Here is a 20,729-nt window from a genome sequence, read left to right on the forward strand (position 1 = left end):
GCTGTGGTGAGGCAGGATTACGGTGTGTTGCTGATCGACCTTGCCAGGACGTCCGCGGCGGTCGCCGCGGACTCGGCGCGGCTCGCCAAGATCAGACATCTCGCCGAGTCGCTCGGCAGGGTGGGACCGGACGAGGCCGAGATCGCCGTCGCGTACCTGTCCGGTGAGCTGCCGCAGCGCCAGATCGGGGTGGGCTGGCGGAGCCTGTCCGACCTCCCCGATCCGCGCCAGGTCGCCACGGCGACCCTGACCCAGGTCGATGCGCTGCTCGAACGCATCAAGTCCCGATCCGGCACCGGATCGCAGGCCGCGCGCCGTGAGCTGCTCGGCGAGCTGTTCGGCGCCCTCACTCGGCAGGAGCAGTCGTTCCTGCACCGGCTGCTGACGGGCGAGCTGCGCCAGGGGGCGCTCAACGGCGTGATGATCGAGGCGATCGCCATGGCCGCGGACGTGCCCGCGGCCGAGGTGCGCCGGGCCCTGACCCTGCGCGGTTCGCTGCCCGCCGTCGGCGCGGCCGCGCTGCGCGGCGGCGTCGCGGAGCTGAAGGCGTTCCATCTGGAGGTCGGGCGGGCGGTGGCGCCGATGCTCGCGCAGAGCGCGCCCAGCGTGACCGCCGCTCTGGAGAAGGCCGGCGCCCCCGCGGCCGTGGAGTGGAAACTCGACGGCGTACGGGTCCAGGCCCACCGGTCGGGCGACCGGGTCGCCGTCTTCACGCGGACACTCGACGACATCACCGCGCAGGTCCCCGAGCTGGTCGAGGTCGTGCTCGGCCTGCCGGGGACCGATCTCGTGCTCGACGGCGAGGTCATCGCGCTGCGTCCGGACGGCCGCCCCGAGCCGTTCCAGGTCACCTCGGGCCGGGTGGCCAGCAGGACCGACGTCGCGTCGCTGCGCGCGACCGTGCCGCTGACCGCCTTCTTCTTCGACGCCCTGCGCGTCGGCGGCGCCGACCTGCTCGACCTCACCGACGAGGAGCGGCATGCCGCGCTGGAGGCCGCCGTCCCGGCCGAGCTGATCACGCCGCGGCTCGTCACGGCGGATGCCGAGGAGGCCGAGGCCTTCTTCGGCGACGCCGTACGGCGGGGCCACGAGGGCGTCGTGGTGAAGTCGCTGCGCACGCCGTACGCGGCGGGCCGGCGGGGAGCGGGCTGGATCAAGGTGAAGCCGCGGCACACGCTCGACCTGGTCGTGCTGGCCGCCGAGTGGGGCAGCGGACGGCGCCGGGGCTGGCTGTCCAACCTGCATCTCGGCGCCTACGACCCCGAGACCGGCGGTTTCGTGATGCTCGGCAAGACGTTCAAGGGCCTCACCGACGAACTGCTGACCTGGCAGACCGAGCAGTTCCTGCGGCTTGCGGAGGGGCCGGCGGACGACTACGTCGTCACGCTCAAGCCCGCGCTGGTCGTGGAGATCGCCTTCGACGGCGTGCAGCGGTCGAGTCGTTATCCCGGCGGCATGGCACTGCGGTTCGCCCGGGTTCTGCGCTACCGGCCCGACAAGCGTCCCGAGGAGGCCGACACGGTGGCCGCGGTCCGCGCCCTCATGCCCTGACCCGCCTCCATGCCCTGATCCGCTCTCACGCCGCCAGACGCCCCGTTCGCCCCGCCGCCTCCGGTCGCCATCCGGCCACTTTCCGGGCCGCCGGAATCACGTCACACGCCGTCACTTCACGAGGCGGATGGTCAGCGGGTAGCGGAACTCGGTGCCGGCGAGCGCCGACACCCCGCCGACGACGCACAGGACCAGTCCGACGACCCAGATGACCGGCAGCAGGACGACCCCGACGACGGTGAACGGCAGGAGCACCGTCGCCCCCAGCATCGTGAGGTGGAAGTTGAGCGACTCCACCGCGTGCTTCCTTATGTAGGGGGACGTCCGTCCCGCGGTGACCATCATCAGCAGCGGGCCGATGATGAACAACCCCAGCAGTGCGAACAGGTGCGAGGCCGCACCTCCGACCCGGTCTCCCCCGTCCGGGGCCGCGGAGCGGTACGACGAGGGTGGCCGGGGGACGTACGCCGGGCGGGTCCCGTACAGGTCGTTCATGATGGGCACGAGATCGGCGTGGGTGCGCGCGGTCATCGCCAGGTGCAGCCGCTCGTCCATCTCGTGCTTGTCGAGCCTGCCCTCGGCGTAGGCCGCTTTGACGTGCTCGACAACCTGTTCACGGTCCTGATTGGTGACGCGCAAATTGGGGTGTGGCATCGGGGCCCGGCCCTGCCACTGTGGTGTCACCGCTGCGGGCATCACAGCATCGCCTTCCGTCGATCGACTGCTCGGCTCTCTTCGAGTCTGCCTCCATCTTGTGCCGCGTACGCACCCGACGGCATCAGGGACATCCCCGACATCGCCCCGAGACCAATCCCTTAACTCCATCGTGATCCACGGCGATGTATACAAGCACTATGAGATGGCGAGATCGCTATGGGCTCCGGCGGCGCCGGGGTGCCCGCGTGGCCAAGTTCGACCGCGAGGCGACCGACGCCGACGTCGAGGCCCTCATCGAGTTCGCCAAGACCCGGCGTGGAGTCGAGTTCTACGTCGAGCCCGAGACCTTCGCGACCGACACCACCGCGGTGGCCGTGGCTCACGACGGAGAGTGGACCCGCCGCCGCGTCGGATCTCCCGCCGTGATCGCCAAGGTCGCCAGGGATCTCGCCCTTCCCGTGTACGACGTGCAGCTCACCGGGTACCCCGCCCGGATGCGGGCCTACAACGAGCGCCGCCGTCAGGCTCAGGACGGCGGCCCGGTCTGACGGCCGCCCACGCCTGATCCTCCCCGCCCGCGCGGCACCGCCTCCGGCTTCGCGCGCGCGATCCGGGTCCCGGTCGGCGCCGATGCCGGGCCGGTCAGGTCCCGGGCCAGCAGCGCGCGCAGCGGCGCGAGCCACGCCGCACGGGGAGGACCCATCTCGTCGTCGAGCTCCTCGGGTGTCGGCATGCGGTCGCGGAGCATGGCGGGGGACATCATGTGCGCCAGGGCCTGCCGGAGAAGGAGCGCCATCGAATAACCGGGGTCGGAGGCGAGCGCCCGCTCCAGCGCCATCCCCGCGAGCGCGCACTCCCCCCGGTGCCAGGCCGCGGCCGCGAGCAGCGAGGCCGCGGGCGCGACGTGTCCCGGCTCCAGCCGGCGGGTGAGGTCGCGCCACAGCGCGACGTGCGCGTCACGATCGTCGATCAACGCCCACGCCTCGTCCCGCACCCTGACCACGGCGAGGTCGAGCCCGAGCCGGGCCGCCGCGTCGTCGTCCAGCCGGCCTCCCGAGTCGTACAGCCCGATGGCTCCGCGCACCCGCGCCAGCCCCTCGGCCACGAACCGCGCGGCCAGTTCGTCGGCGGCCGGTTCGGTGGCCGGTTCGTCGGCGGCCAATTCATCGGCGGCCAGTTCATCGGTGACCGGTCCCCCGGGCTCGTGCACCGCCCGCAGGCCCGCCATGACACGGAGGGTGACCTGCCGCATCGCCGCCCCGTCGCAGCGCTGGACCGAGCGCCGCAGGCTGCCCCTGTCGGGCAGGGCGACCAGCCCGTGCATCACGGCCTCGGCGGAGACGTGGCTGCGCTCGGTGTCGTACGGCGTGCCCTCCGCGGGACAGCAGGTCGCGCTGTCGCAGGAGTAGGACCAGTAGCGGCCGCCTTCGGCCCGCAGGCTCTCGGTCACCCTGATGCCCGCGGCACGCAGCAGCCGGGTCACCGTGTCCACGGCGGGGGTCACCACGGCGCCGGAACCGTACCCCACGACGAAGACGGCGGTCACCGACTCGCGGCGCATCAGCGGGACCAGCCGGTCGAGGTCCCCGGAGGCGGCCGGCAGGTCCCAGCGCGTCGTCAGCCGCACCTGCGGGCCGGCGAAGCCGGTCACGACGAGGCTGTCAGAGGGGTGGAACCCGACGAGGTAGGGCACGGCGGCGAGGATGTCCGCCGGCGAGGAGAGCACGAGCTTCGGGATCGTCATGGCCGCAAGCCTCGCCGGACGGCCGCGCCCCACGACGGCCGAAGCGCGTTCTGGGGACAGCCGTCCCCCTGTGGACAACGCGCACGCCCGGACAGCCCGGCAGCCGGAAAACCGCTGGCACCGGACAGGGCCCGCGGCCTACACTCGGCGCCATGTCTCTGCCCCGGATTTCCTAGCTCGGACACCCGCCTTCGCGCCACCCGTGTGTCCTTGAGCTTCTCCGGAGCGTAAACCAATGATCACCCTTCGCGGTGTCGACGTGCGCGTCGGCGCCCGTCTCCTGCTGTCGGACGTCACCGCCCACGTCGCCCCCGGCGACCGAGTCGGCCTGGTCGGCCGCAACGGCGCGGGCAAGACGACCCTGTTGAAGACCCTGGCCGGCGAACTGCCACCGGCCGCGGGCACCATCACCCGGACCGGCCCGGTCGGCTATCTCCCGCAGGATCCCGCGGCCGCCGATCCGTCCCTCACCGTCGCCGGCCGCATACTGTCGGCCCGGGGCCTGGACGAGGCCGAGCGCGCGCTGCGCGCCGCCGAGGCGGCCATGGCCGACCCCGCCCTGCAGGAGCGGGCGATGCGGCGGTACGTCCGGGCCGAGGCCGACTTCGAGGCCCGCGGCGGGTACGCGGCACAGGCCGAGGCCGCCCGCATCGCCGCCGGGCTCGGCATGCCCGACCGGGTCATGACCCAGGCGGTCGGCACGCTGTCCGGCGGGCAGCGCCGCCGGGTGGAGCTCGCCCGCATCCTGTTCGCCGGGCAGGGCACGCTGCTGCTCGACGAACCCACCAACCATCTGGACGCCGACTCGATCGCCTGGCTCCGCTCGTTCCTCGCGAGCCGCGGCGGCGGGCTGGTCCTGATCAGCCACGACACCACGCTGCTCGACGACACCGTGAACCGGATCTGGCACCTCGACGCCGACCGCGCCGCGCTGGAGGTGCACAACACCGGCTGGCGCACCTATCTGTCCGACCGCGACGCCGTCGAGCGAGGGCGCGCCCGGCAGCGGGCGGTCGCCGAACGCAAGGCCGCGGCGCTGCACGCCCAGGCCGACAGGATGCGCGCCGGCAAGTCGACCGCCGTACGGGCCAAGGAGATGGCGCGCAGGGCCGACCGCATGCTGGCCGCGGTGGAGCCGGCCCGCCGCGCCGAGAAGGTCGCCCGCATCCGGCTGCCCGAGCCCGCCCCCTGCGGCCGCAACCCGCTCGGCGCGATCAGCCTGACCAAGGCGTACGGCGACCTGCGTGTGCTCACCGGCGTGGACCTGGCCGTGGACCGGGGCAGCCGGCTCGTCGTGCTCGGGCTGAACGGCGCGGGCAAGACCACGCTGCTGCGGATCCTGGCCGGGCGGGAACGCCCCGACTCGGGCCGCGTGGTGCACGGGCCCGGCCTGCGGCTGGGCTACTTCGCGCAGGAGCACGACACGCTCGACCCCGCGCGCACCGTCGCCCAGAACCTCGCCGCCGCCGCGCCGCAGCTGGGCGACGGCGAGGTGCGCCGGATCCTCGGATCGTTCCTGTTCGGCGGCGACGACGCGGGCAAGCCCGCGGGCGTGCTGTCGGGCGGCGAGAAGACCCGCCTGGCCCTGGCCACCCTGGTCAGCTCGCAGGCCAACGTGCTGCTGCTGGACGAGCCCACCAACAACCTCGACCCGGCGTCACGGGACGAGGTGCTGGCGGCGGTCGCCTCCTACCAGGGCGCCGTCGTGATGGTCACCCACGACGAGAAGGCAGTGGAGGCCCTGCGCCCCGACCGCGTCCTGCTGCTGCCGGACGGCGTCGAGGACATGTGGAACCCCGGTTACGCCGGTCTCGTGTCCCTGGCCTGACCTTCCGGTGCCTGATTGCCCGGGACGGTCGCCGGCGCCAGACGCATGCGGACGAGCATGGCGGCGCCGGCGACCGCGCCGGGCATCACGACGACGCTGACGAGCGGCACCGCGAACGCGAGGAAGAGCGGCACGCCGAACCCGAGCGAGACGGACATGTTCGATCGGAGCAGGGCGAAGCGCTCCTTTCGCCGCAGGCCCCGGCGTTCCATCGCCAGGGCGGTCAGTTCGACCGTGAGGAAGAACCCGGAGACGAGCGCCCCCACCACCGGCACCACGGTCTGCCCGACGACCGGCACGAAGCCGAGCACGAACAGCGGAATCGTGAACAGCAGGACATACCAGAGCGTGACGAGACTGTCGCGGATCGACCGGAGCAGAGACCCCCAGAAAGGCAGGTCACCGCCGCGGGGGAACCCGCCGAGGTCCTCCTCGACCTTCTCCGACAGCTTCTCGTAGAACGGGTCGCCGATCACGAGCGTGACGGCGGTGAACGTCAGCACGGAGAGCGCGAGACCCACCACGAAGATCATCACGCCGACCAGCGTGCGGAACGCGTCGCGCCAGCCCCAGTCGTCCGCGAACGGCGTCGCCCAGGCCGCCACGTCCGTCGCGTGCGTGCCCAGCCAGACCAGCGCCACGGCGTAGAGGACCAGCGCGATCAGGGCCGGAATCAGCCCGAACAACCACCAGCGGGGATTGCGGGCGACCCACCCGAGACCCCGGAAACAGAACCCGACTCCCTCGGCGAAACCGCCGACGCCGCGCCGTCCGGCGGGCCGTCCGATGCCACTCATGGCGGGCAGGCTAGCGCCAAAGCCGCGTCACCGACACCATGCCCAGCCGAGTGAAAAGGCGGCGAAGCAGGGGCAGCGAGATGCCGAGCACGTTGCCGTGGTCGCCCTCGATGCCCTCCACGAACCAGCCGCCCAGGCCGTCGAGCGTGAACGCCCCCGCCACGTGCAGCGGCTCGCCGCTGGCGGCGTACGCCTCGATCTCCTCGTCCGTCGGCGTGCCGAACCGCACCACGGTGGCGGCGACCTCGGACTCCATGCCGCTCCCGGCCACGTCCTTGACGCAGTGCCCGGTCAGCAGCCGGCCGGTCCTGCCCCGCATCATGTGCCAGCGGCGCACCGCCTCCTCTGGCGTCCCGGGCTTGCCGTACGCGACGCCGTCGAGTTCGAGCACCGAGTCGCAGCCGATGACGATGCCGTTGCCGAGCGTCCGCGACACCGCGACGGCCTTGGCCACCGCCAGTTTCAGGCAGAGCTCCTCGGGGGTGCCGGCCGTTATCGCGTCCTCGTCGACGCCGCTGACGATCACCTTCGGATCGAGCCCGGCCGATCTCAGCACTCCGAGCCGAGCGGATGAGGCGGAGGCGAGTATCAGATCCGTCACACATCGAAGCCTAGTCGCTTCTACGATGCCTCTTCGTCGTCAAGACTTTGCAACGAGAGGACATATGTGTCAAATCACAGCGTCAAGGAGCGGATGAGCTACTGGTTCGACAACACCATGGCCAAGGGCACGACCGCCCTGATCGGCTGGCTGGCCCTGGTGTCCCTGGCCCTGGTCGTGGTGGTGAGCGTCCTCACCATCTGGCTCACCCCCGGTGAGGCGCTCAGGCACGACGGCTGGCCGGGGGTCCTGTGGCTGTCGCTCATGCACGCGCTCAGCCCCGGCAAGATCTCCGGGGACGCCGGAACCGCGCCCTTCCTCGCCATCATGCTGGGCGCGTCCCTCGGCGGCATCTTCATCGTCAGCATCCTCGTGGGTGTGCTCTCCACCGGGCTGCGCAGCAAGATCGAGGAGCTGCGCAAGGGCCGTTCACGCGTCATCGAGAGCGGCCACACCGTCATACTCGGCTGGTCGGAGCAGCTCTTCACCATCGTCTCCGAACTGGTGAAGGCGCAGGCCAGCCAGCGCGGGTCGGTCATCGCCATCCTGGCCGACAGGGACAAACCGGCCATGGAGGACGCCATCCGGGCCCGGGTCGGCGACACCGGCGGAACGCGCCTGGTGTGCCGCACCGGCAGCCCCACCGAGCCGGCCGATCTCGCCCTGATGAGCCTGAACACGGCGCGCACGGTGGTGGTGCTGTCCCCCGAGCAGGACGACCCGGACGCGCAGGTCATCAAGACCCTGCTCGCGCTGGCGAAGCGGCCCGGCGACCATCCTCCCGTGGTCGCCGCCATCGCGTCCTCGCGCACCATGCCGGCGGCCCGGCTGGCCGGCGGGCCCGGCGTCCACCTGGTCGACAGCGACGACATCGCCGCCCGGCTGATCGTGCAGTCGTCCCGCCAGTCCGGCATGTCCGTCATCTGCATGGACCTGCTGAACTTCGACGGCAACGAGATCTACCTGCGCCGCGACCCCGCCCTCGCCGGCAGGTCGTACGCCGAGGCCCTCGGCGCGTACGCGACCGCGGCCGTTCTCGGCCTGCGCACGCCCAAGGGCGTGACGCTCAACCCGCCGCCGGACACGGTGATCGGGGCGCCCGACGAGCTCGTCGTGCTCGCCCAGGACGACTCGCTCATCCGGGCGGCGAGCGGCACGGCGCCCGCCGACGAACGGCACATCGTCAGCACGCCCGTCCGCGAGCCGGCTCCCGAGCGGACGCTCATGCTCGGCTGGAACGACCGGGCCGCGCGGATCATCCGTCACCTGGACGGATACGTGACCCCCGGGTCGGTCCTCGACGTCGCGGGCGACCACCCCGGCGCCGGCCGCGGCCTGACGGACCTGCGCAACCTGACGGTGAACGTAAAGGATTGCGACGGCACCGACAGGCACGCCCTGGAGTCCCTCGGCGTCGGCGTCTACCAGCACGTCATCGTGCTCTCCGACGACCGGTTCGACCCGCGCCACGCCGACACCCGCACGCTGATGACGCTGCTGCAACTGCGGGACATGCAGGCGACCCTCGGTGAGACGTACTCGATCGTGAGCGAGATGCACGACGAGAACAACCGCTCGCTCGCCGAGGTCACCGAGGCCGACGACATCGTGATCAGCGACACCGTCATCGGCCTGCTGCTCGCGCAGCTCGCCGAGAACGCGCACCTCGCCGAGGTCTTCGGGCAGCTGTTCGACTCCGCCGGCGCGGAGGCCTACCCGCGGCCGATGGAGAACTACGTGACGACGGGCGGGCCCGTCGCCTTCCAGACGATCGTGGAGTCGGCCCTGCGCCGGGGCGAGACCGCGATCGGATATCGCGTGGCGGCCGAGGTCGGGGAGCCGCCCCACTACGGCGTCGTGCTCAACCCGGACCGGTCACGGCCGCTGACGTTCGCTCCCGGCGATTCCGTGATCGTCCTGGCCGAACGCTGAGCCCGGGTCGTCCCCACCGCTCACTCGCCGAGGCCGGCGCGGCGGGCGCGCACCACCGCCTGCGCCCGGTCGGCCACCTGGAGCTTGGCGAAGACGGACGTCAGGTGGTTCTTCACGGTCTTCTGGCTGAGAAACAGGGCGCGGGCGATCTCCGCGTTCGACTTGCCGGACGCGAGCAGGTCGAGGATCTCCCGCTCCCTGGCGGTCAGCTCGGGGAACGGCGTGACGTCCGGGCCCGGCGCCAGGAACCTGCGGATGCGCCGGGCCACCGCGGGGCCGTACACGGCCTCGCCCCGGGCGACGGCCCGGACGGCGGCGATGAACTCCGCCCCGCCCGTGCCCTTGAGGACGTAGCCCCGCGCGCCCGCCCGCAGCGCGGCGAACACCGACGCGTCGTCCTCGCTCATCGTCAGCACGAGCACGCCGAGAGCGGGATCGCGGTCGATCAGCCGGCGGGTGGCCTCGATCCCCGAGGTGCCCGGCATCACCAGGTCCATCACGACCACGTCGGGCCGCAGCGACAGGGCGAGGGCGACGGCCTCGTCGCCGTCTCCCGCCTCGCCCACCACCTGGGCGCCGCCGACCTGTTCGAGCAGCGCCCGCAGGCCGTGCCGCAGCAGCGGGTGGTCGTCCACCAGCAGGACTCGCACCGGCGCGGCCGCCTCGGAATCGGCCGTCAGGTCGGCCGTGTGGTCGGCCTGGGCGTCGGCCGTGGGGTCGATCACAGCGGCAGCACCGCCTCCACCGTCGTGCCCGCCCCGGAGGCGGACGTCCTGCGCAACACGCCGCCGAGTTCCGCGGCGCGCTCTCTCATGCTGCCCGATCCCACGCCCTCGACGAGCGGGTCGGGCAGTCCCCGGCCGTCGTCGCGGACGCGCAGGACCAGTCCGTCCCGCTCGATTCTGGCGACGATCTCGATGGTCCGGGCCCGCGCGTGACGCAGGGCGTTGGCCAGGGCCTCCTGAGCGATGCGGTAGGCCGCCACCTCGACCGCGGCGGGCAGCTCGGGCAGCGGCTCCGGCACCCGGACCGTGACGACCGGGCCGGCCTCCACCGCCTCCTCCGTGTCCAGGGCCAGGTCCTCCAGGGCGCCGGCCAGCCCGAGCTCGTCCAGCGCCGGCGGACGCAGGTCGTGGACGATCCTCCGCACGTCGCCGACGAGGCCCTGGACGAGCTGCCCAACCTCCGACAGCGACGACCGCATGGCCGGCGACATGTCCGCGGCGGTGGCCTCTATCACTTCGAGCCGTACGCCGATGGCGGCCAGGCCGGGCCCGAGACCGTCGTGGAGGTCACGGCGGAGCCTGCGCCGTTCCTCCTCCCTGGCGATGACCAGCCGCTCCCGCGACGTCTGCACCTCCCTGGCGAGACGCACGGCGGCAAGGGCGACCGCGAGCTGGCGGGCGAGGTCGTCGAGCACGGCCAGGTCGGCAGCCGACAGGGCCTCACCCGGCGAACGGGGGGCCGCGCGCAGTTCCCCCTCCACGTGTCCGCCCACCACGAGCGCGAGCCGTACGCCGTCGACGGGGACACCGCCCTCGACGCAGACCGGTGTGCCGTCGGCGGCGAGCACGGCGACCGCGGGCAGCCGCAGCGTGTGCGCCACAGTCTCCGCCGCGCGGTCGAGCAGCCGCGTCGGGTCGGCCGACGACTCCAGGCGCTGGCCGAGCAGGGACAGCGCGGCGGCCGGGTCGCCCCGGTTGCCGAACAGCAGACGGCCGACGGCCCGCTGCGCGGCGTCGCGTGCGGGCGCGAACGCCACCGCGACGACGGCGGTGGCGGCGAGCGGTTCGAGCAGTCCGCTCCCGGTTCGCAGAAGCGTGCCGATCGTGGCCACGGTGACCAGGTAGGCCCCCAGCAGCACGACCGTGACCAGCGCGTACACGACGGTGCGCCGGATCAGCACCTCGATCTCGAACAACCGGTAGCGGAAGATCGAGACCGCCGTGGCCGCGAGGAACAGCGGCAGTGCCGCGGCCTGCAGCCACACCCCCACCGGCGGGTCGGGCGGCAGCAGGTTGTCGGCGACGACCGAGAGCCCCACCGCGACGACGGCCGCGAACACCGGCAGGAGGCGGCGCCTGTTGTCCGAGCGCGTGACCCGGGTGGCCAGCGCCGCGACCCCCGACATGGCCAGCCCGGTCACCACCACGCCGAAGGCGGCCTCCGCGACGGGATCCGTGGGAACGAACCCGAAAGAGCTGGGCACGTCGTGTCCCCAGACCCAGACGCGATCGCGGAGCATGAGCATGACCTGGAGCACCGCCATCGCGGCGACGGCCGTGGCCAGCACCGGCCGCCATCGTGGCGACGGCAGCCGTCCGTCGGGAAGCAGTAGCGGCAGCAGCAGGAGCGGCCCGAAACCGGTGAAGAACACCCAGTTGGTCACCCATGCGGCGAGCAGGGCGCCCGGCAGCCTGTACGACTGGGCGTACGCGGCGTATCCCCCGGACAGCGCCTGGAGTGCGAGCCCCGCGCCACTCAGGCAGAACAGCCACCCGATGGGGTGCCGCGGCCATCGCGACAGGATCAGCACGCCGACCGCGGGGTAGGTCATGCCGACGACCGCGTCGAGCACCAGATAGGTGCTGTCGGGCACGGGCACGGCCGTGGTGAGCGCGATGCCGGCGACGACGGCCGTCCCGCACAGGACGGGGATTGCCCAGAGCCATCGGGGCCTCGCACCACTTCGCATCAGGACATCATTGGACATTCCTCACCTCGACGGGAATGGGACCAGGGTCCCGTCCCATCCGGGACCCCCTTGGGCCTCGGTGTCGGGACGGGAACGGGACCCGGCCCTCAGGCGGACGGGACCGCCGGGGCGCTGGAATCGGCCCATGCGAACGAACACGTCAACCGCCATCCCCATCGAGGCCACCACACCCGCTACCGTCCGCAGGCCGCGGCTCGCCGTATACGGCGTCACCCTGGCCGCCCTCGTGCTGCCCGTCGTGGCCCTCGCCGTCTCACAGGGCGCCGATCTCAACCGGATCGGCGACGCCCCGATCGGCACCCAGATCGCCGTCTACAGCCAGGCGTTCATGCCCGCGCTCGCCGCGCTCGTCGCGTGCCTGGCCGGTGGCGGTGTCCACGCCGTGGACTGGGGTTTCCACCGGGTGCCCTGGCGCACGATCGCCGCCGCGTGGGCCGTGCCCGTCCTCGGCACCGGCCTCGCGTACGGCACCGCCTGGCTGACCGGCGCCGCCCGCTTCGATCCGGGCAACCTCGCCGCGTCCATCGGGCTGAATCCGGCGCTCGGCGTGGTCCTCGGCCTCGTTCCCGGTGTGGCGCCGTTCGTCGTCCTGGCGCTCGGCGAGCAGCTCGGCTGGAGTTCCCTGCTCGTCACGAGGCTCGGCGCGCGCAGGAGCCCGGCCGCGACGGCGGTGATCCTCGGCCTGGCCTGGGCCTCGTTCCACTATCCCCTGATGCTGTTCGTGCCGGGGGCGGTGGAGGAGGGCGTGCCGGTGCCGTACGCGCTGCTGATGTTCACGCTCCAGACGGTCACGCTGGCCTTCCCGCTCGTGTGGCTGCGCCTGCGCACGCGGAGCATCTGGCCGGTCCTGGTGCTCCACGCCACGATGAACGCGTCGCTGTACTTCGTGGCCGAGGCGATGACGTCGGCGCACGACAGGTCGGCCTGGATGGTCGGCGAGGGCGGCGCCCTCACCACCGCCGGGCTGGCGGTGGCCGTGCTCCTGACCAACCGCCTGTGGCGGCGCCCGCGCTCCTGCTAGAGCGCCTTGACGGACGACATCACCGTGTTGATGTCGCGCCAGCGCTTCTTCTGGCCGTCGGGGATCGTGACGAACACGACGGCGGGCTTCTTCTCCGGCACGTCCACGAGGGCCAGCGCCGCCGCGGAGACCCGCTTCCTGCCCTTGAGCGTGTAATGCACGGTGTAGCCCAGCAGCCAGCCCTTCCGCTTGCCCGCCTTGATGGGCTGGGACGCCGTCCAGGTGATCGTCGCCCCCGAGGGGTGGTGGTTCAGGGTCCACCGGGCGGCCAGCAACGCGGTGTCGCGCAGCGTCTCCTGCTCCGGAGTCGGCACGGGGCAGGAGACCAGCATCCCCCGGTACGACGCGCCCTTCACCTTGGGCAGCAGCTGGCGGGAGGCGAACGGCGCGGGCGTGGCGAGCGCCCACGCCTTGAAGCGGGGCAGGGCGACCCCGGATCGGCGGTCCTTGATCAGGCCGTGGGGCTTCGCCGCCCGGCCGGGCAGGCGGCGAAGCCGCCGGTCTCCCTTGGGCAGGGCGGGCACGCGGGGATCGTTCAGGGCCGCCGCCAGCGCGGGATCCACGGTGTCCGGGCCGGCCGTCGAACCGGCCGTCGAACTGGCCTCCGGACTCGCGGCGGGACTGGACAGGGGGCTGAGACCGGGCGTGGCCGCGGCGCCCGCGGCCGGCGCGGCGGCGCTCGACACGGACGAGGCCGTCACGGCCGAGGGCAGGCCGGCCGCGGTGGTGTGACGTGGCGCGGTGATCGTGCCGGCGGAGCCGTCCCGGCTCACCAGCACGGCGGTCGCGCCCGCCCCCAGGACGACGACCCCCGCCGCGACCGCGAGCACCCGGTAGACCACCCGCATCGGCAGGTCCCCGAGCCTCTTGGGAGAGCTCGCCGGCGGCGCCGGCTCAGGGACCGTGATCTTCGGGAGCGGAGTGGTCTCGGCCTCGGCCGCTATGTAAGAGGGGACGGCCTTCGTCCCATAGTCCCCACGTGACACGATCGGGAGCGTACGGCATATCCCGGTATTTCGGGTGCCTTCCCCATCACACTTCGGGAACGCCCGCCCGCAGCCAGGGCGCGTCGGCCACGACCGTCGCGGAGCCCGGTTCGATCTCGGTGAACCCCGCGTCCCTGACCACCGGAAGCCCGCTCGCGCCCAGTGCCTCCCACCGAGCCGGGCCGGCCGTCCTGACCCGTACGGCGAAGCCGCTCTCGCGCCAGGCCGCCCGGTCCGCCTCGCCCGCGCCCCACCAGGCGAACTGGGCGCCGTGGCCCGCCTGGGCCATCGCCTTGCCCGCCGTCATCTGCAGACGGGGGTTGATCCAGAGCACCACGTCACCGGGACCCGCCTCCGGCGGGGTCACGTCATCGGACAGCTCCGTGCCCGACACCTGCAACCGGGCGAGGTCGCGCGGCCAGTCGTCGAGCGGCACGGGAGGATGCACCCGCACCTCGGCCGTACCCACCGTGACGGTGATGCCGGGCAGGGCGAGCGCCCGCCGCCACTCCGCGCCGCGGGCCCGCCTGACGACCTTCCTGATCCGGCCGTCCTGCCACTCCGCGACCTCCTGCGGCCACTCACCGTTCTCCGCGCTGTCGAGCAGGCGCACCACGGCCGTCGCGGCCGCCTCCAGCGCGTCGGTGCGTCGCGGCGGCGCGGCCCGCTCGATGCGCACGACCAGGGGAAGAACGCGTTCGGTCACCCGACAAGGATCCCAGCTTCCCGGCGGTCCCGGACACGCGTGACGATACGGGACGACATGACCGCTGCCAGCAGGCACAGCGCGCCCGCGCCGTACCACGCCAAGTTGTAGTTTCCCAGGTGGTCGCGGGTGACCCCGGCCACGGTGGCGACGACTGCCGCGCCGACCTGGTGAGAGGCGAAGACCCACCCGAACACCACCGAGCCGTCAGCACCGAAGATCTTGCGGCACAACGCGACGGTCGGCGGCACGGTGGCCACCCAGTCGAGGCCGTAGAAGACGATGAAGACGAGCATGCTCGGCTCGGCCGTGGCGGCGAACAGCCGCGGCAGGATCAGCAGCGACAGCCCGCGCAGCGCGTAGTAGACGACGAGCAGGATCCGCGAGTCCACCCGGTCGCTCAGCCAGCCGGAAAAGACGGTGCCGGCGATGTCGAAGACCCCGATCACGGCGAGCAGCGAGGCGGCCGTGGTCTCCGGCATGCCGTGGTCGTGGGCGGCCGGGATGAAGTGGGTGCCGACCAGGCCGTTCGTGCTCGCGCCGCAGATGGCGAAGCCGACCGCGAGATACCAGAAGCGCCGGGTCCGGGCGGCGTCCCGCAGCACGCGGACGGCCCGCGCGGCGGCGCCCCTGGCCGGCGTGCGCACGACCGGCTCGGTCGCGCCCAGCGCGGTCAGGCCGATCTCCTCGGGGGTGTCGCGAATCAGGAACCACACGAGCGGGACGACGGCGAGCGCGGCCGCCGCCACCGTGACCGAGGCCCACCGCCAGCCCTGTGTCTCGGCCAGGTGCGCGAGCACCGGCAGGAAGACGAGCTGTCCCGTCGCGCCGCCCGCCGTCAGCACACCGGTGACCAGGCCGCGGTGCCGTACGAACCAGCGGTCGGTCAGCGTGGCGGCGAAGACGAGCGCCATCGAGCCGGTGCCGAGCCCGACCAGGACGCCCCAGAGCGCGACGAGCTGCCAGCTCGCGGTCATGTACACGGTGAGGCCGCTGCCCACCGCCACCAGCAGCAGGGCGCAGGCGACGACGCGGCGCATGCCGAACCGGTCCATGAGCGCCGCCGCGAACGGCGCGCACAGCCCGTAGAGCATGAGGTTCACCGAGACCGCGAGCGAGATGGTGCCCCTCGTCCAGCCGAACTCGTCCTCCAGCGGCGTGATCATCACGCCCGGCGTGGCGCGGAACCCGGCCGCCCCGATGATCGCGACCAAGGCGACGGCGGCGACGATCCACGCACGATGCAGCGACTTCATGGCGAGCATCCTCCCATTGGTCCGCCTTCGGAGACAGTGGCCGGGAGGTCAACATGTGAAAGAATCGGGCCATGGATTCCGCCGTGCACCGCGTCGCCGTCCTGGCCCTGGACGACTTCGCCACCCTCGACCTGGGTATCCCGGGTCAGGTGTTCTGGGCCGCCCGCGACCGCGGCCCGCTGTACGAAGTGGTCACCTGCACCCCAGGGGGCCGCCCGGTGCGGAGCCGTGCGGGCTACGGCGTGGTCCCCGACCACGATCTGAGCGTGCTCGCGACGGCGGACACGGTGGTGGTGCCGGGCATCCACAGCGGTCCGCCGCTGGAGGACGGCACGCTCGACGACGAGGTGCGCGCGGCCCTGTGGGACGCCGCCGGGCGTGCCCGGCTCATCTCGATCTGCACCGGAGCCTTCGTGCTGGCCGCCGCCGGCCTGCTGGACGGGCGTCCCGCCACGACCCACTGGCGCAACGCCGCCGAGTTCCGCAGGCTGTTCCCCCGCGTACGGCTCGATCCCGACGTGCTGTTCATCGACGACGGCGACGTGCTGACCTCGGCGGGGGTGGCGGCGGGCATCGACCTGTGCCTGCACGTCATCCGGCGCGACCACGGCAGCGAGGTGGCCAACCGCACCGCCCGCCGATGCGTCACCCCGCCGTTCCGCGAGGGCGGCCAGGCCCAGTTCATCGAGCGGCCGCTGCCCGACCCCGCCGGGACGACCACAGCGCCCACCCGGGCGTGGATGCTCGAGCACCTGGAGGAGCCGGTCAACCTGGCCGCCCTGGCCGCGCACGCCCGCATGAGCGTGCGGACGTTCACCCGCAGGTTCCGCGAGGAGACCGGCCTCAGCCCGGCGAGGTGGCTCGCCGCGCAGCGGATCGCGCACGCCCGGCACCTGCTGGAGACCACCGACCTACCGGTCGACGCGATCGCCGGGAAGGCCGGGTTCGGCAGCGCGGTCTCACTCCGCCAGCACCTCCACGCCGCCGTCGGGGTCTCTCCCCTGGCCTACCGGCAGACGTTCCGCACTCCCGCCGCGCTCGGCTGATCGGTGCCGACCACTGGCCGGAGTCAGCGGCGGTTGCCGGCGGAAGGGCCGCGCCAGGCGTACGGGTTGCCCGACCGGCGTCCGGGCTCGCGGAGCGCCGGTGTGTTCACGGGCTGCTGTTTGCGGGCCCGCCGCTTGCGCATGAAGAACCAGCCGATACCGAGCAGGACCATCCCGATCGGCGTGCGCGCCAGCCAGCGGGTGACGACGAGTTGCAGGATCCTCTTCATGACACTCGCCCCTACCCGGCGCGAGTGCGGCCATGTGTCCCGGAGGCTTCGGTGAACAGGACCTATCAGGCTCTGTCCTTCGACGGGGACGGAACGTTGTGGAACTTCGAGGCCGCGATGAGCCGCGCACTCGAGGATGCAGCTCGGCTTCTCCGCGCGTCTGGAGTCAGCGGGCCCGAGGGGCCGATAACCGCGAACTGGCTGCGTGAGGTGCGTGACTCGATCGCCCGCCTCGACGCCTATCGCGGTCGGAGCATGGAGAAGATCCGGCTGGCGTCCTTCGAGGCGGCCCTGACGCACTGCGGACACGCCGATCCCGCGCTGGCCCGCGATGTGTACGACGTCTACATGCGCGCCCGGTGGGAGCGGTTGCGCGCCTACGACGACGCACTGGACAGTCTGAATGATCTGAAATCGCGCTATCGCCTCGCGCTCGTCACCAACGGCAACACCCACCCCCACCGCGTGGGCCTGGACGGCGTCTTCGAGACGGTGGTGGTCGCCGCCGAGTGCGGACTTCACAAACCGGACCCGACGATCTACCGCTTCATGCTGGATCGGATGCGGCTCGACGCCCGCGACGTCCTGCACGTGGGCGACGATCCCATCGAGGACGTGATCGCCGCTCGCAGGGCCGGATTGGACACCGTCTGGATCAATCGCGACCACCTGGAATGGACGCACGAGGAAGAGCCGCCCGTGGCTGTGGCGGACCTACGTGGGCTCGTCCTGCGACTCGCCGCGGCCCGCTGACCGCCGGTGGGTCGGCGGTATCGCGAAACCGAAGGTCTCACTCAGCGCGTGGACGTCTTCGAGGTCCTTCTCGGCAGGGGGGTACGCCGTTTTGAAGGCGAACATCCACTCCGGGGCGACGCAGTCCACGGCATGGCCGTCGATCATGCCGTGGCCGGTGAGTGAGCCGTAGGGATACACGATCCCGTAGACGTTCCTGCCCGACTCGTCGTATTCGAAGACGTGCACGTCGATACCGCGGCCCCGTTCATCGGTCACGACGTAGTTCCAGGCGCTGTCGTTGTCGTCGCGTCTCTTCGTGTATCCGAGACCCTTCATGTGTTCGATGAACCGCTCTTCGTCCTTGCGGTCGAGCGCCACGTCGAGGTCCGGGTGCTCTCTCGTCTGCTCGCCGAGGAGGGCGTCGACGCACCAGCCGCCGTCGATCCAGATTCTCACGCCGTTGCCGGCGAGATGACGGTAGATGCCGGAGACCGTTGCCGCGTCCATCGGAACGCCGAGAGCCGCCCTCCGGACGGAGGACGGCTCTTTGGATGATCCAACCATGGTGGAGCTATGGGGATTCGAACCCCAGACCCCTTCCATGCCATGGAAGTGCGCTACCAGCTGCGCTATAGCCCCTTGCCACACCGCCTGGGCGATGCTCAGCCAGTGTATAGGACTTCGGCGGCGTGGGCGTAACCGACAGAAGCGGAGGAGATCACAACCCCCGTCGGCACACCGCAGGGCGTTCGGGCGTCAGGGGATCGCCAGCGAGAACCAGACGGTCTTGCCTCCGGCGACCCGGCTGGTCCCCCAGTGCTCGGCGAGCTGGCTGACCAGGTAGAGCCCTCTGCCGTCCTCGTCGAGCGGTCCGGGCTCGCGCACCACCGGCAGCCGGTGGTCGTCGTCGCTGACCTCGCAGAGCAGGTGGTCGGTGCGCAGCAGCCTGATGGTGATGGGCCGCTGGGTGTGCCGCACGGCGTTGGTGACGAGCTCCCCGGCGAGCAGCTCGGCGACCGGGATCATCGACGTGAGTCCCCACGAGTCGAGCGTCCGGCGGACCAGGCCGCGTACGCGCCCCGGCGTCGTCGGCTGGGGCTCCAGCAGCCACTGGGCGACGTGCTCGCTGGGGATGCCGCGGAACCGGATGGCGAGCACGGTGACGTCGTCGTCCCGGGTGGCGGACAGCACGTCGTCGCTCAGCTCCTCGATCGAGGCTCCGTTCGCGAGCCCGAGGCGCAGCGACTCCACGCTCTGCCCGATGTCCTGCCCGCGCTCCTCCACGAGCCCGTCGGTGTAGAGGACGAGCATGCTGCCGTCCTCCGCCGCGATCTCCATCGTCTCGAACGGCGTGCGGCCCAGCCCGATCGGCGGGCATCGGGGCGGCGACAGCAGCTCCGCCTTCCCGTCCGCTCCCAGCAGGATCGGCGGCAGGTGGCCGGCGCTCGCGATCGTGCACCTGCGCAGCACCGGGTCGTACACGCAGTAGACGCAGGTGGTGAGCGTCTGCGCGGCCAGCCGCTGGGCCATCTCGTCGAGCGAGTGGAGCACCTGCTCGGCCGGCAGGTCGAGCGAGGCGAGGGTCTGCACGGCCGTGCGGAGCTGGCCCATCACGGCCGCGGCGGCCAGCCCGTGTCCCATCACGTCGCCGACGACCAGAGCCACCCTGCTGCCCGGCAACGGGATGACGTCGTACCAGTCGCCGCCCACCCGCTCGGCCACGGGTTCGTAGCGGTAGGCGATCTCCAGCCCGGGCAACTCGGGCGGGTCTCCCGGCCGCATCCCACGCTGGAGGGTCTCCAGGGTCTCGTCCTGCCGGCGGTCCCGCCGCCCGTGGAAGAGCGTGAGCGCGGCGGGCACCGCGAACTGCCCCGCGGCGAGCACATGGGCCTCGCCGAAGGGCGACCGCCCGGGGCCGCGCGCCAGCAGCGCGCAGCCGACGGCCTTGCCGTACGCCCGCAGGGGCACGGCGAGCAGGCGCCCGTCGAGCAGGGCCGCCTCACGGATCCCGTCGCCGGCCCAGCACGGTGGCAGCCGCCCGTGGGGATCGACCCGATGCCAGGCGGCGCCATCCACGTAGACCGCGGCGGCGTCGGCCAGCCTCGGCACCAGCGCCTCGCAGAGGAGCCTCGTCGCCTCCTCCGGGCTCCGGCTCTCGCCGATGGCCCGGACGATTCCACTGACGTGGCTCAACACGCAGGACGGTTCCCCGTCTCCCGACACGGGTGTGGCCGCTCAGAATTGGTCACGCCGGCAGTTGACGAAGAGCTGGATTTCCGGTGGCGCCTGGGTGGTCGCCGGCGCGTACGAAAGGTGATTTTCCGACAGCACACCGAAACCGGCGGCTTCGATGATCTCCCGCAACTCGTCGCGCAGATATCCGGTAACGCGAACCGGTGCGCCGAGAAACTGGAAAGGCACGTCGTCGAGGTCGATTTCCACCATGCTCAGCGAGAACAGGCCGCCGGGGGCGAGCACCGCGTGAATCCTGCGGAGCGCCCGCTCGATCTCGGCCCGCGGCAACATGAGCAGGCTGAAGAACGCGGTCACGGCGTCGAACACGCCGAGCGAGTCGTCGAGGTCGAGCACGTCGCGTTCGAGGAACGTCCCGGTCGGCACGTTCTTCCTCGCCAGGTCGAGCATGACCGGGGAGATGTCGATGCCGGTCACCTCGCAGCCCGCCTCGGCGAACTGCTGGGCCGTGGGAGCACCGGTGCCACAGCCGACGTCGAGCACACGCGCGCCCGGCTTGAGTTGTTTGATCAGCCATTCACCTGCGGCCAGCTGGCCTTCCTTGTGCGGGAAGGCCTCGTCGTACCGACCGCCGATGCGGTTGAACGCCTCAGCCTGGATGGCGCGGTACTCCTGACGCGGATTGTCCGGTCCTGATTCGATTGTCATGATTTGCCGCCGTTGGTGATCA

The 20,729-nt window shown here is 72.1% G+C and carries 20 protein-coding genes and 1 tRNA gene; 7 read left to right on the forward strand and 14 right to left on the reverse strand.

Annotation, left to right across the window (positions count from 1 at the left end; translation table 11 throughout):
• The first annotated feature begins 24 nt into the window (after positions 1 to 24).
• Positions 25 to 1,551 carry an ATP-dependent DNA ligase gene (locus ACQPZZ_RS29935; RefSeq protein WP_432924569.1) on the forward strand — a complete coding sequence of 509 codons (1,527 nt, stop codon included), beginning with the start codon at positions 25 to 27 and terminating at the stop codon, positions 1,549 to 1,551.
• Between the two features lie 111 nt (positions 1,552 to 1,662).
• Here the strand turns inward: ACQPZZ_RS29935 and ACQPZZ_RS29940 are convergent, their stop codons facing one another.
• Positions 1,663 to 2,205, reverse strand: a complete 543-nt coding sequence (locus ACQPZZ_RS29940; protein WP_432924571.1) for a DUF1707 and DUF4870 domain-containing protein — start codon at positions 2,203 to 2,205, stop codon at positions 1,663 to 1,665.
• 200 nt (positions 2,206 to 2,405) lie between these two features.
• Here ACQPZZ_RS29940 and ACQPZZ_RS29945 point away from each other — a divergent pair, with 200 nt between their 5' ends.
• Positions 2,406 to 2,756, forward strand: coding sequence for a hypothetical protein (locus ACQPZZ_RS29945; protein ID WP_432924573.1), 351 nt, complete (start codon positions 2,406 to 2,408; stop codon positions 2,754 to 2,756).
• Here the strand turns inward: ACQPZZ_RS29945 and ACQPZZ_RS29950 are convergent.
• Complete coding sequence (locus tag ACQPZZ_RS29950; protein WP_432924575.1) at positions 2,735 to 3,952, reverse strand: DUF4192 domain-containing protein; 1,218 nt, start codon at positions 3,950 to 3,952, stop codon at positions 2,735 to 2,737. The two genes, ACQPZZ_RS29945 and ACQPZZ_RS29950, sit on opposite strands and share 22 nt — an antisense overlap.
• Positions 3,953 to 4,187: 235 nt before the next feature.
• Between ACQPZZ_RS29950 and ACQPZZ_RS29955 the strand changes: the two genes are divergently transcribed.
• Positions 4,188 to 5,780 (forward strand): ABC-F family ATP-binding cassette domain-containing protein, encoded by a 1,593-nt coding sequence (locus tag ACQPZZ_RS29955; RefSeq protein ID WP_432924577.1) that lies wholly within the window; start codon positions 4,188 to 4,190, stop codon positions 5,778 to 5,780.
• On the opposite strand, the gene ACQPZZ_RS29960 is transcribed toward ACQPZZ_RS29955, so the two are convergent.
• Together ACQPZZ_RS29960 and ACQPZZ_RS29965 are read right to left on the reverse strand one after the other, a co-directional pair.
• Positions 5,753 to 6,577, reverse strand: coding sequence for an EI24 domain-containing protein (locus ACQPZZ_RS29960; protein WP_432924579.1), 825 nt, complete (start codon positions 6,575 to 6,577; stop codon positions 5,753 to 5,755). The two genes, ACQPZZ_RS29955 and ACQPZZ_RS29960, sit on opposite strands and share 28 nt — an antisense overlap.
• A gap of 10 nt (positions 6,578 to 6,587) precedes the next feature.
• Entirely contained in the window at positions 6,588 to 7,178 is a 591-nt protein-coding gene (locus ACQPZZ_RS29965) for a Maf family protein (protein WP_432924581.1), read from the reverse strand.
• 93 nt (positions 7,179 to 7,271) lie between these two features.
• Here ACQPZZ_RS29965 and ACQPZZ_RS29970 point away from each other — a divergent pair, with 93 nt between their 5' ends.
• On the forward strand, positions 7,272 to 9,110 hold the full coding sequence (locus ACQPZZ_RS29970; RefSeq protein ID WP_432934594.1) for a CASTOR/POLLUX-related putative ion channel: 1,839 nt from the start codon (positions 7,272 to 7,274) through the stop codon (positions 9,108 to 9,110).
• Positions 9,111 to 9,130: 20 nt separating this feature from the next.
• On the opposite strand, the gene ACQPZZ_RS29975 is transcribed toward ACQPZZ_RS29970, so the two are convergent.
• Positions 9,131 to 9,790: a response regulator gene (locus ACQPZZ_RS29975; protein ID WP_432934596.1), complete on the reverse strand. Its 660-nt coding sequence runs from the start codon at positions 9,788 to 9,790 to the stop codon at positions 9,131 to 9,133.
• A gap of 41 nt (positions 9,791 to 9,831) precedes the next feature.
• Positions 9,832 to 11,805: a sensor histidine kinase gene (locus tag ACQPZZ_RS29980; protein WP_432924583.1), complete on the reverse strand. Its 1,974-nt coding sequence runs from the start codon at positions 11,803 to 11,805 to the stop codon at positions 9,832 to 9,834.
• 145 nt (positions 11,806 to 11,950) lie between these two features.
• On the opposite strand from ACQPZZ_RS29980, the gene ACQPZZ_RS29985 reads away from it, so the two are divergent.
• Positions 11,951 to 12,847: a CPBP family intramembrane glutamic endopeptidase gene (locus ACQPZZ_RS29985; RefSeq protein ID WP_432924585.1), complete on the forward strand. Its 897-nt coding sequence runs from the start codon at positions 11,951 to 11,953 to the stop codon at positions 12,845 to 12,847.
• On the opposite strand, the gene ACQPZZ_RS29990 is transcribed toward ACQPZZ_RS29985, so the two are convergent.
• The 3 genes from ACQPZZ_RS29990 to ACQPZZ_RS30000 are packed head-to-tail and all read right to left on the reverse strand — an operon-like array spanning position 12,844 to position 15,795.
• Positions 12,844 to 13,833, reverse strand: coding sequence for a hypothetical protein (locus ACQPZZ_RS29990; RefSeq protein ID WP_432924587.1), 990 nt, complete (start codon positions 13,831 to 13,833; stop codon positions 12,844 to 12,846). The two genes, ACQPZZ_RS29985 and ACQPZZ_RS29990, sit on opposite strands and share 4 nt — an antisense overlap.
• 46 nt (positions 13,834 to 13,879) lie before the next feature.
• On the reverse strand, positions 13,880 to 14,539 hold the full coding sequence (locus ACQPZZ_RS29995) for a peptidyl-tRNA hydrolase (RefSeq protein ID WP_432924589.1): 660 nt from the start codon (positions 14,537 to 14,539) through the stop codon (positions 13,880 to 13,882).
• On the reverse strand, positions 14,536 to 15,795 hold the full coding sequence (locus ACQPZZ_RS30000; RefSeq protein ID WP_432924591.1) for an MFS transporter: 1,260 nt from the start codon (positions 15,793 to 15,795) through the stop codon (positions 14,536 to 14,538). The genes ACQPZZ_RS29995 and ACQPZZ_RS30000 overlap by 4 nt, the downstream gene beginning before the upstream one ends.
• Before the next feature lie 71 nt (positions 15,796 to 15,866).
• Between ACQPZZ_RS30000 and ACQPZZ_RS30005 the strand changes: the two genes are divergently transcribed.
• Positions 15,867 to 16,841 (forward strand): GlxA family transcriptional regulator, encoded by a 975-nt coding sequence (locus ACQPZZ_RS30005; protein ID WP_432924593.1) that lies wholly within the window; start codon positions 15,867 to 15,869, stop codon positions 16,839 to 16,841.
• Positions 16,842 to 16,864: 23 nt separating this feature from the next.
• Here ACQPZZ_RS30005 and ACQPZZ_RS30010 read toward each other — a convergent pair whose 3' ends face one another.
• Positions 16,865 to 17,071 carry a DUF6203 family protein gene (locus ACQPZZ_RS30010; RefSeq protein WP_363643290.1) on the reverse strand — a complete coding sequence of 69 codons (207 nt, stop codon included), beginning with the start codon at positions 17,069 to 17,071 and terminating at the stop codon, positions 16,865 to 16,867.
• 51 nt (positions 17,072 to 17,122) lie between these two features.
• Between ACQPZZ_RS30010 and ACQPZZ_RS30015 the strand changes: the two genes are divergently transcribed.
• A complete protein-coding gene (locus tag ACQPZZ_RS30015; protein ID WP_432924596.1) occupies positions 17,123 to 17,824 on the forward strand; it encodes an HAD family hydrolase in 702 nt (233 codons plus the stop codon).
• On the opposite strand, the gene ACQPZZ_RS30020 is transcribed toward ACQPZZ_RS30015, so the two are convergent.
• The 4 genes from ACQPZZ_RS30020 to ACQPZZ_RS30035 all read right to left on the reverse strand — a co-directional run bounded on the left by ACQPZZ_RS30020 (position 17,786) and on the right by ACQPZZ_RS30035 (position 20,707).
• A complete protein-coding gene (locus ACQPZZ_RS30020; protein ID WP_432924598.1) occupies positions 17,786 to 18,313 on the reverse strand; it encodes a nucleotidyltransferase domain-containing protein in 528 nt (175 codons plus the stop codon). The two genes, ACQPZZ_RS30015 and ACQPZZ_RS30020, sit on opposite strands and share 39 nt — an antisense overlap.
• Positions 18,314 to 18,369: 56 nt before the next feature.
• Positions 18,370 to 18,445, reverse strand: a tRNA-Ala gene (locus ACQPZZ_RS30025).
• 117 nt (positions 18,446 to 18,562) lie between these two features.
• Positions 18,563 to 19,999, reverse strand: coding sequence for a SpoIIE family protein phosphatase (locus ACQPZZ_RS30030; RefSeq protein ID WP_432924600.1), 1,437 nt, complete (start codon positions 19,997 to 19,999; stop codon positions 18,563 to 18,565).
• A 42-nt stretch (positions 20,000 to 20,041) separates the two neighbouring features.
• Positions 20,042 to 20,707: a class I SAM-dependent methyltransferase gene (locus ACQPZZ_RS30035; RefSeq protein ID WP_432924602.1), complete on the reverse strand. Its 666-nt coding sequence runs from the start codon at positions 20,705 to 20,707 to the stop codon at positions 20,042 to 20,044.
• Positions 20,708 to 20,729 lie beyond the last annotated feature (22 nt).

Source organism: Microbispora sp. CA-135349 (genome assembly GCF_050947365.1).
GTDB lineage: Bacteria > Actinomycetota > Actinomycetes > Streptosporangiales > Streptosporangiaceae > Microbispora.

Excerpts from the sequence above, each read along its gene's own strand:
- ACQPZZ_RS29980 (WP_432924583.1), bottom strand. The coding sequence starts at position 11,805 with ATGCGAAGTGGTGCGAGGCCCCGATGGCTCTGGGCAATCCCCGTCCTG.
- ACQPZZ_RS29950 (WP_432924575.1), bottom strand. The coding sequence starts at position 3,952 with ATGACGATCCCGAAGCTCGTGCTCTCCTCGCCGGCGGACATCCTCGCC.
- ACQPZZ_RS29985 (WP_432924585.1), top strand. The coding sequence starts at position 11,951 with ATGCGAACGAACACGTCAACCGCCATCCCCATCGAGGCCACCACACCC.
- ACQPZZ_RS29970 (WP_432934594.1), top strand. The coding sequence starts at position 7,272 with ATGAGCTACTGGTTCGACAACACCATGGCCAAGGGCACGACCGCCCTG.
- ACQPZZ_RS30020 (WP_432924598.1), bottom strand. The coding sequence starts at position 18,313 with ATGGACGCGGCAACGGTCTCCGGCATCTACCGTCATCTCGCCGGCAAC.
- ACQPZZ_RS30035 (WP_432924602.1), bottom strand. The coding sequence starts at position 20,707 with ATGACAATCGAATCAGGACCGGACAATCCGCGTCAGGAGTACCGCGCC.
- ACQPZZ_RS29945 (WP_432924573.1), top strand. The coding sequence starts at position 2,406 with ATGAGATGGCGAGATCGCTATGGGCTCCGGCGGCGCCGGGGTGCCCGC.
- ACQPZZ_RS30000 (WP_432924591.1), bottom strand. The coding sequence starts at position 15,795 with ATGAAGTCGCTGCATCGTGCGTGGATCGTCGCCGCCGTCGCCTTGGTC.
- ACQPZZ_RS30005 (WP_432924593.1), top strand. The coding sequence starts at position 15,867 with ATGGATTCCGCCGTGCACCGCGTCGCCGTCCTGGCCCTGGACGACTTC.
- ACQPZZ_RS29955 (WP_432924577.1), top strand. The coding sequence starts at position 4,188 with ATGATCACCCTTCGCGGTGTCGACGTGCGCGTCGGCGCCCGTCTCCTG.
- ACQPZZ_RS30010 (WP_363643290.1), bottom strand. The coding sequence starts at position 17,071 with ATGAAGAGGATCCTGCAACTCGTCGTCACCCGCTGGCTGGCGCGCACG.
- ACQPZZ_RS29960 (WP_432924579.1), bottom strand. The coding sequence starts at position 6,577 with ATGAGTGGCATCGGACGGCCCGCCGGACGGCGCGGCGTCGGCGGTTTC.
- ACQPZZ_RS29940 (WP_432924571.1), bottom strand. The coding sequence starts at position 2,205 with ATGCCACACCCCAATTTGCGCGTCACCAATCAGGACCGTGAACAGGTT.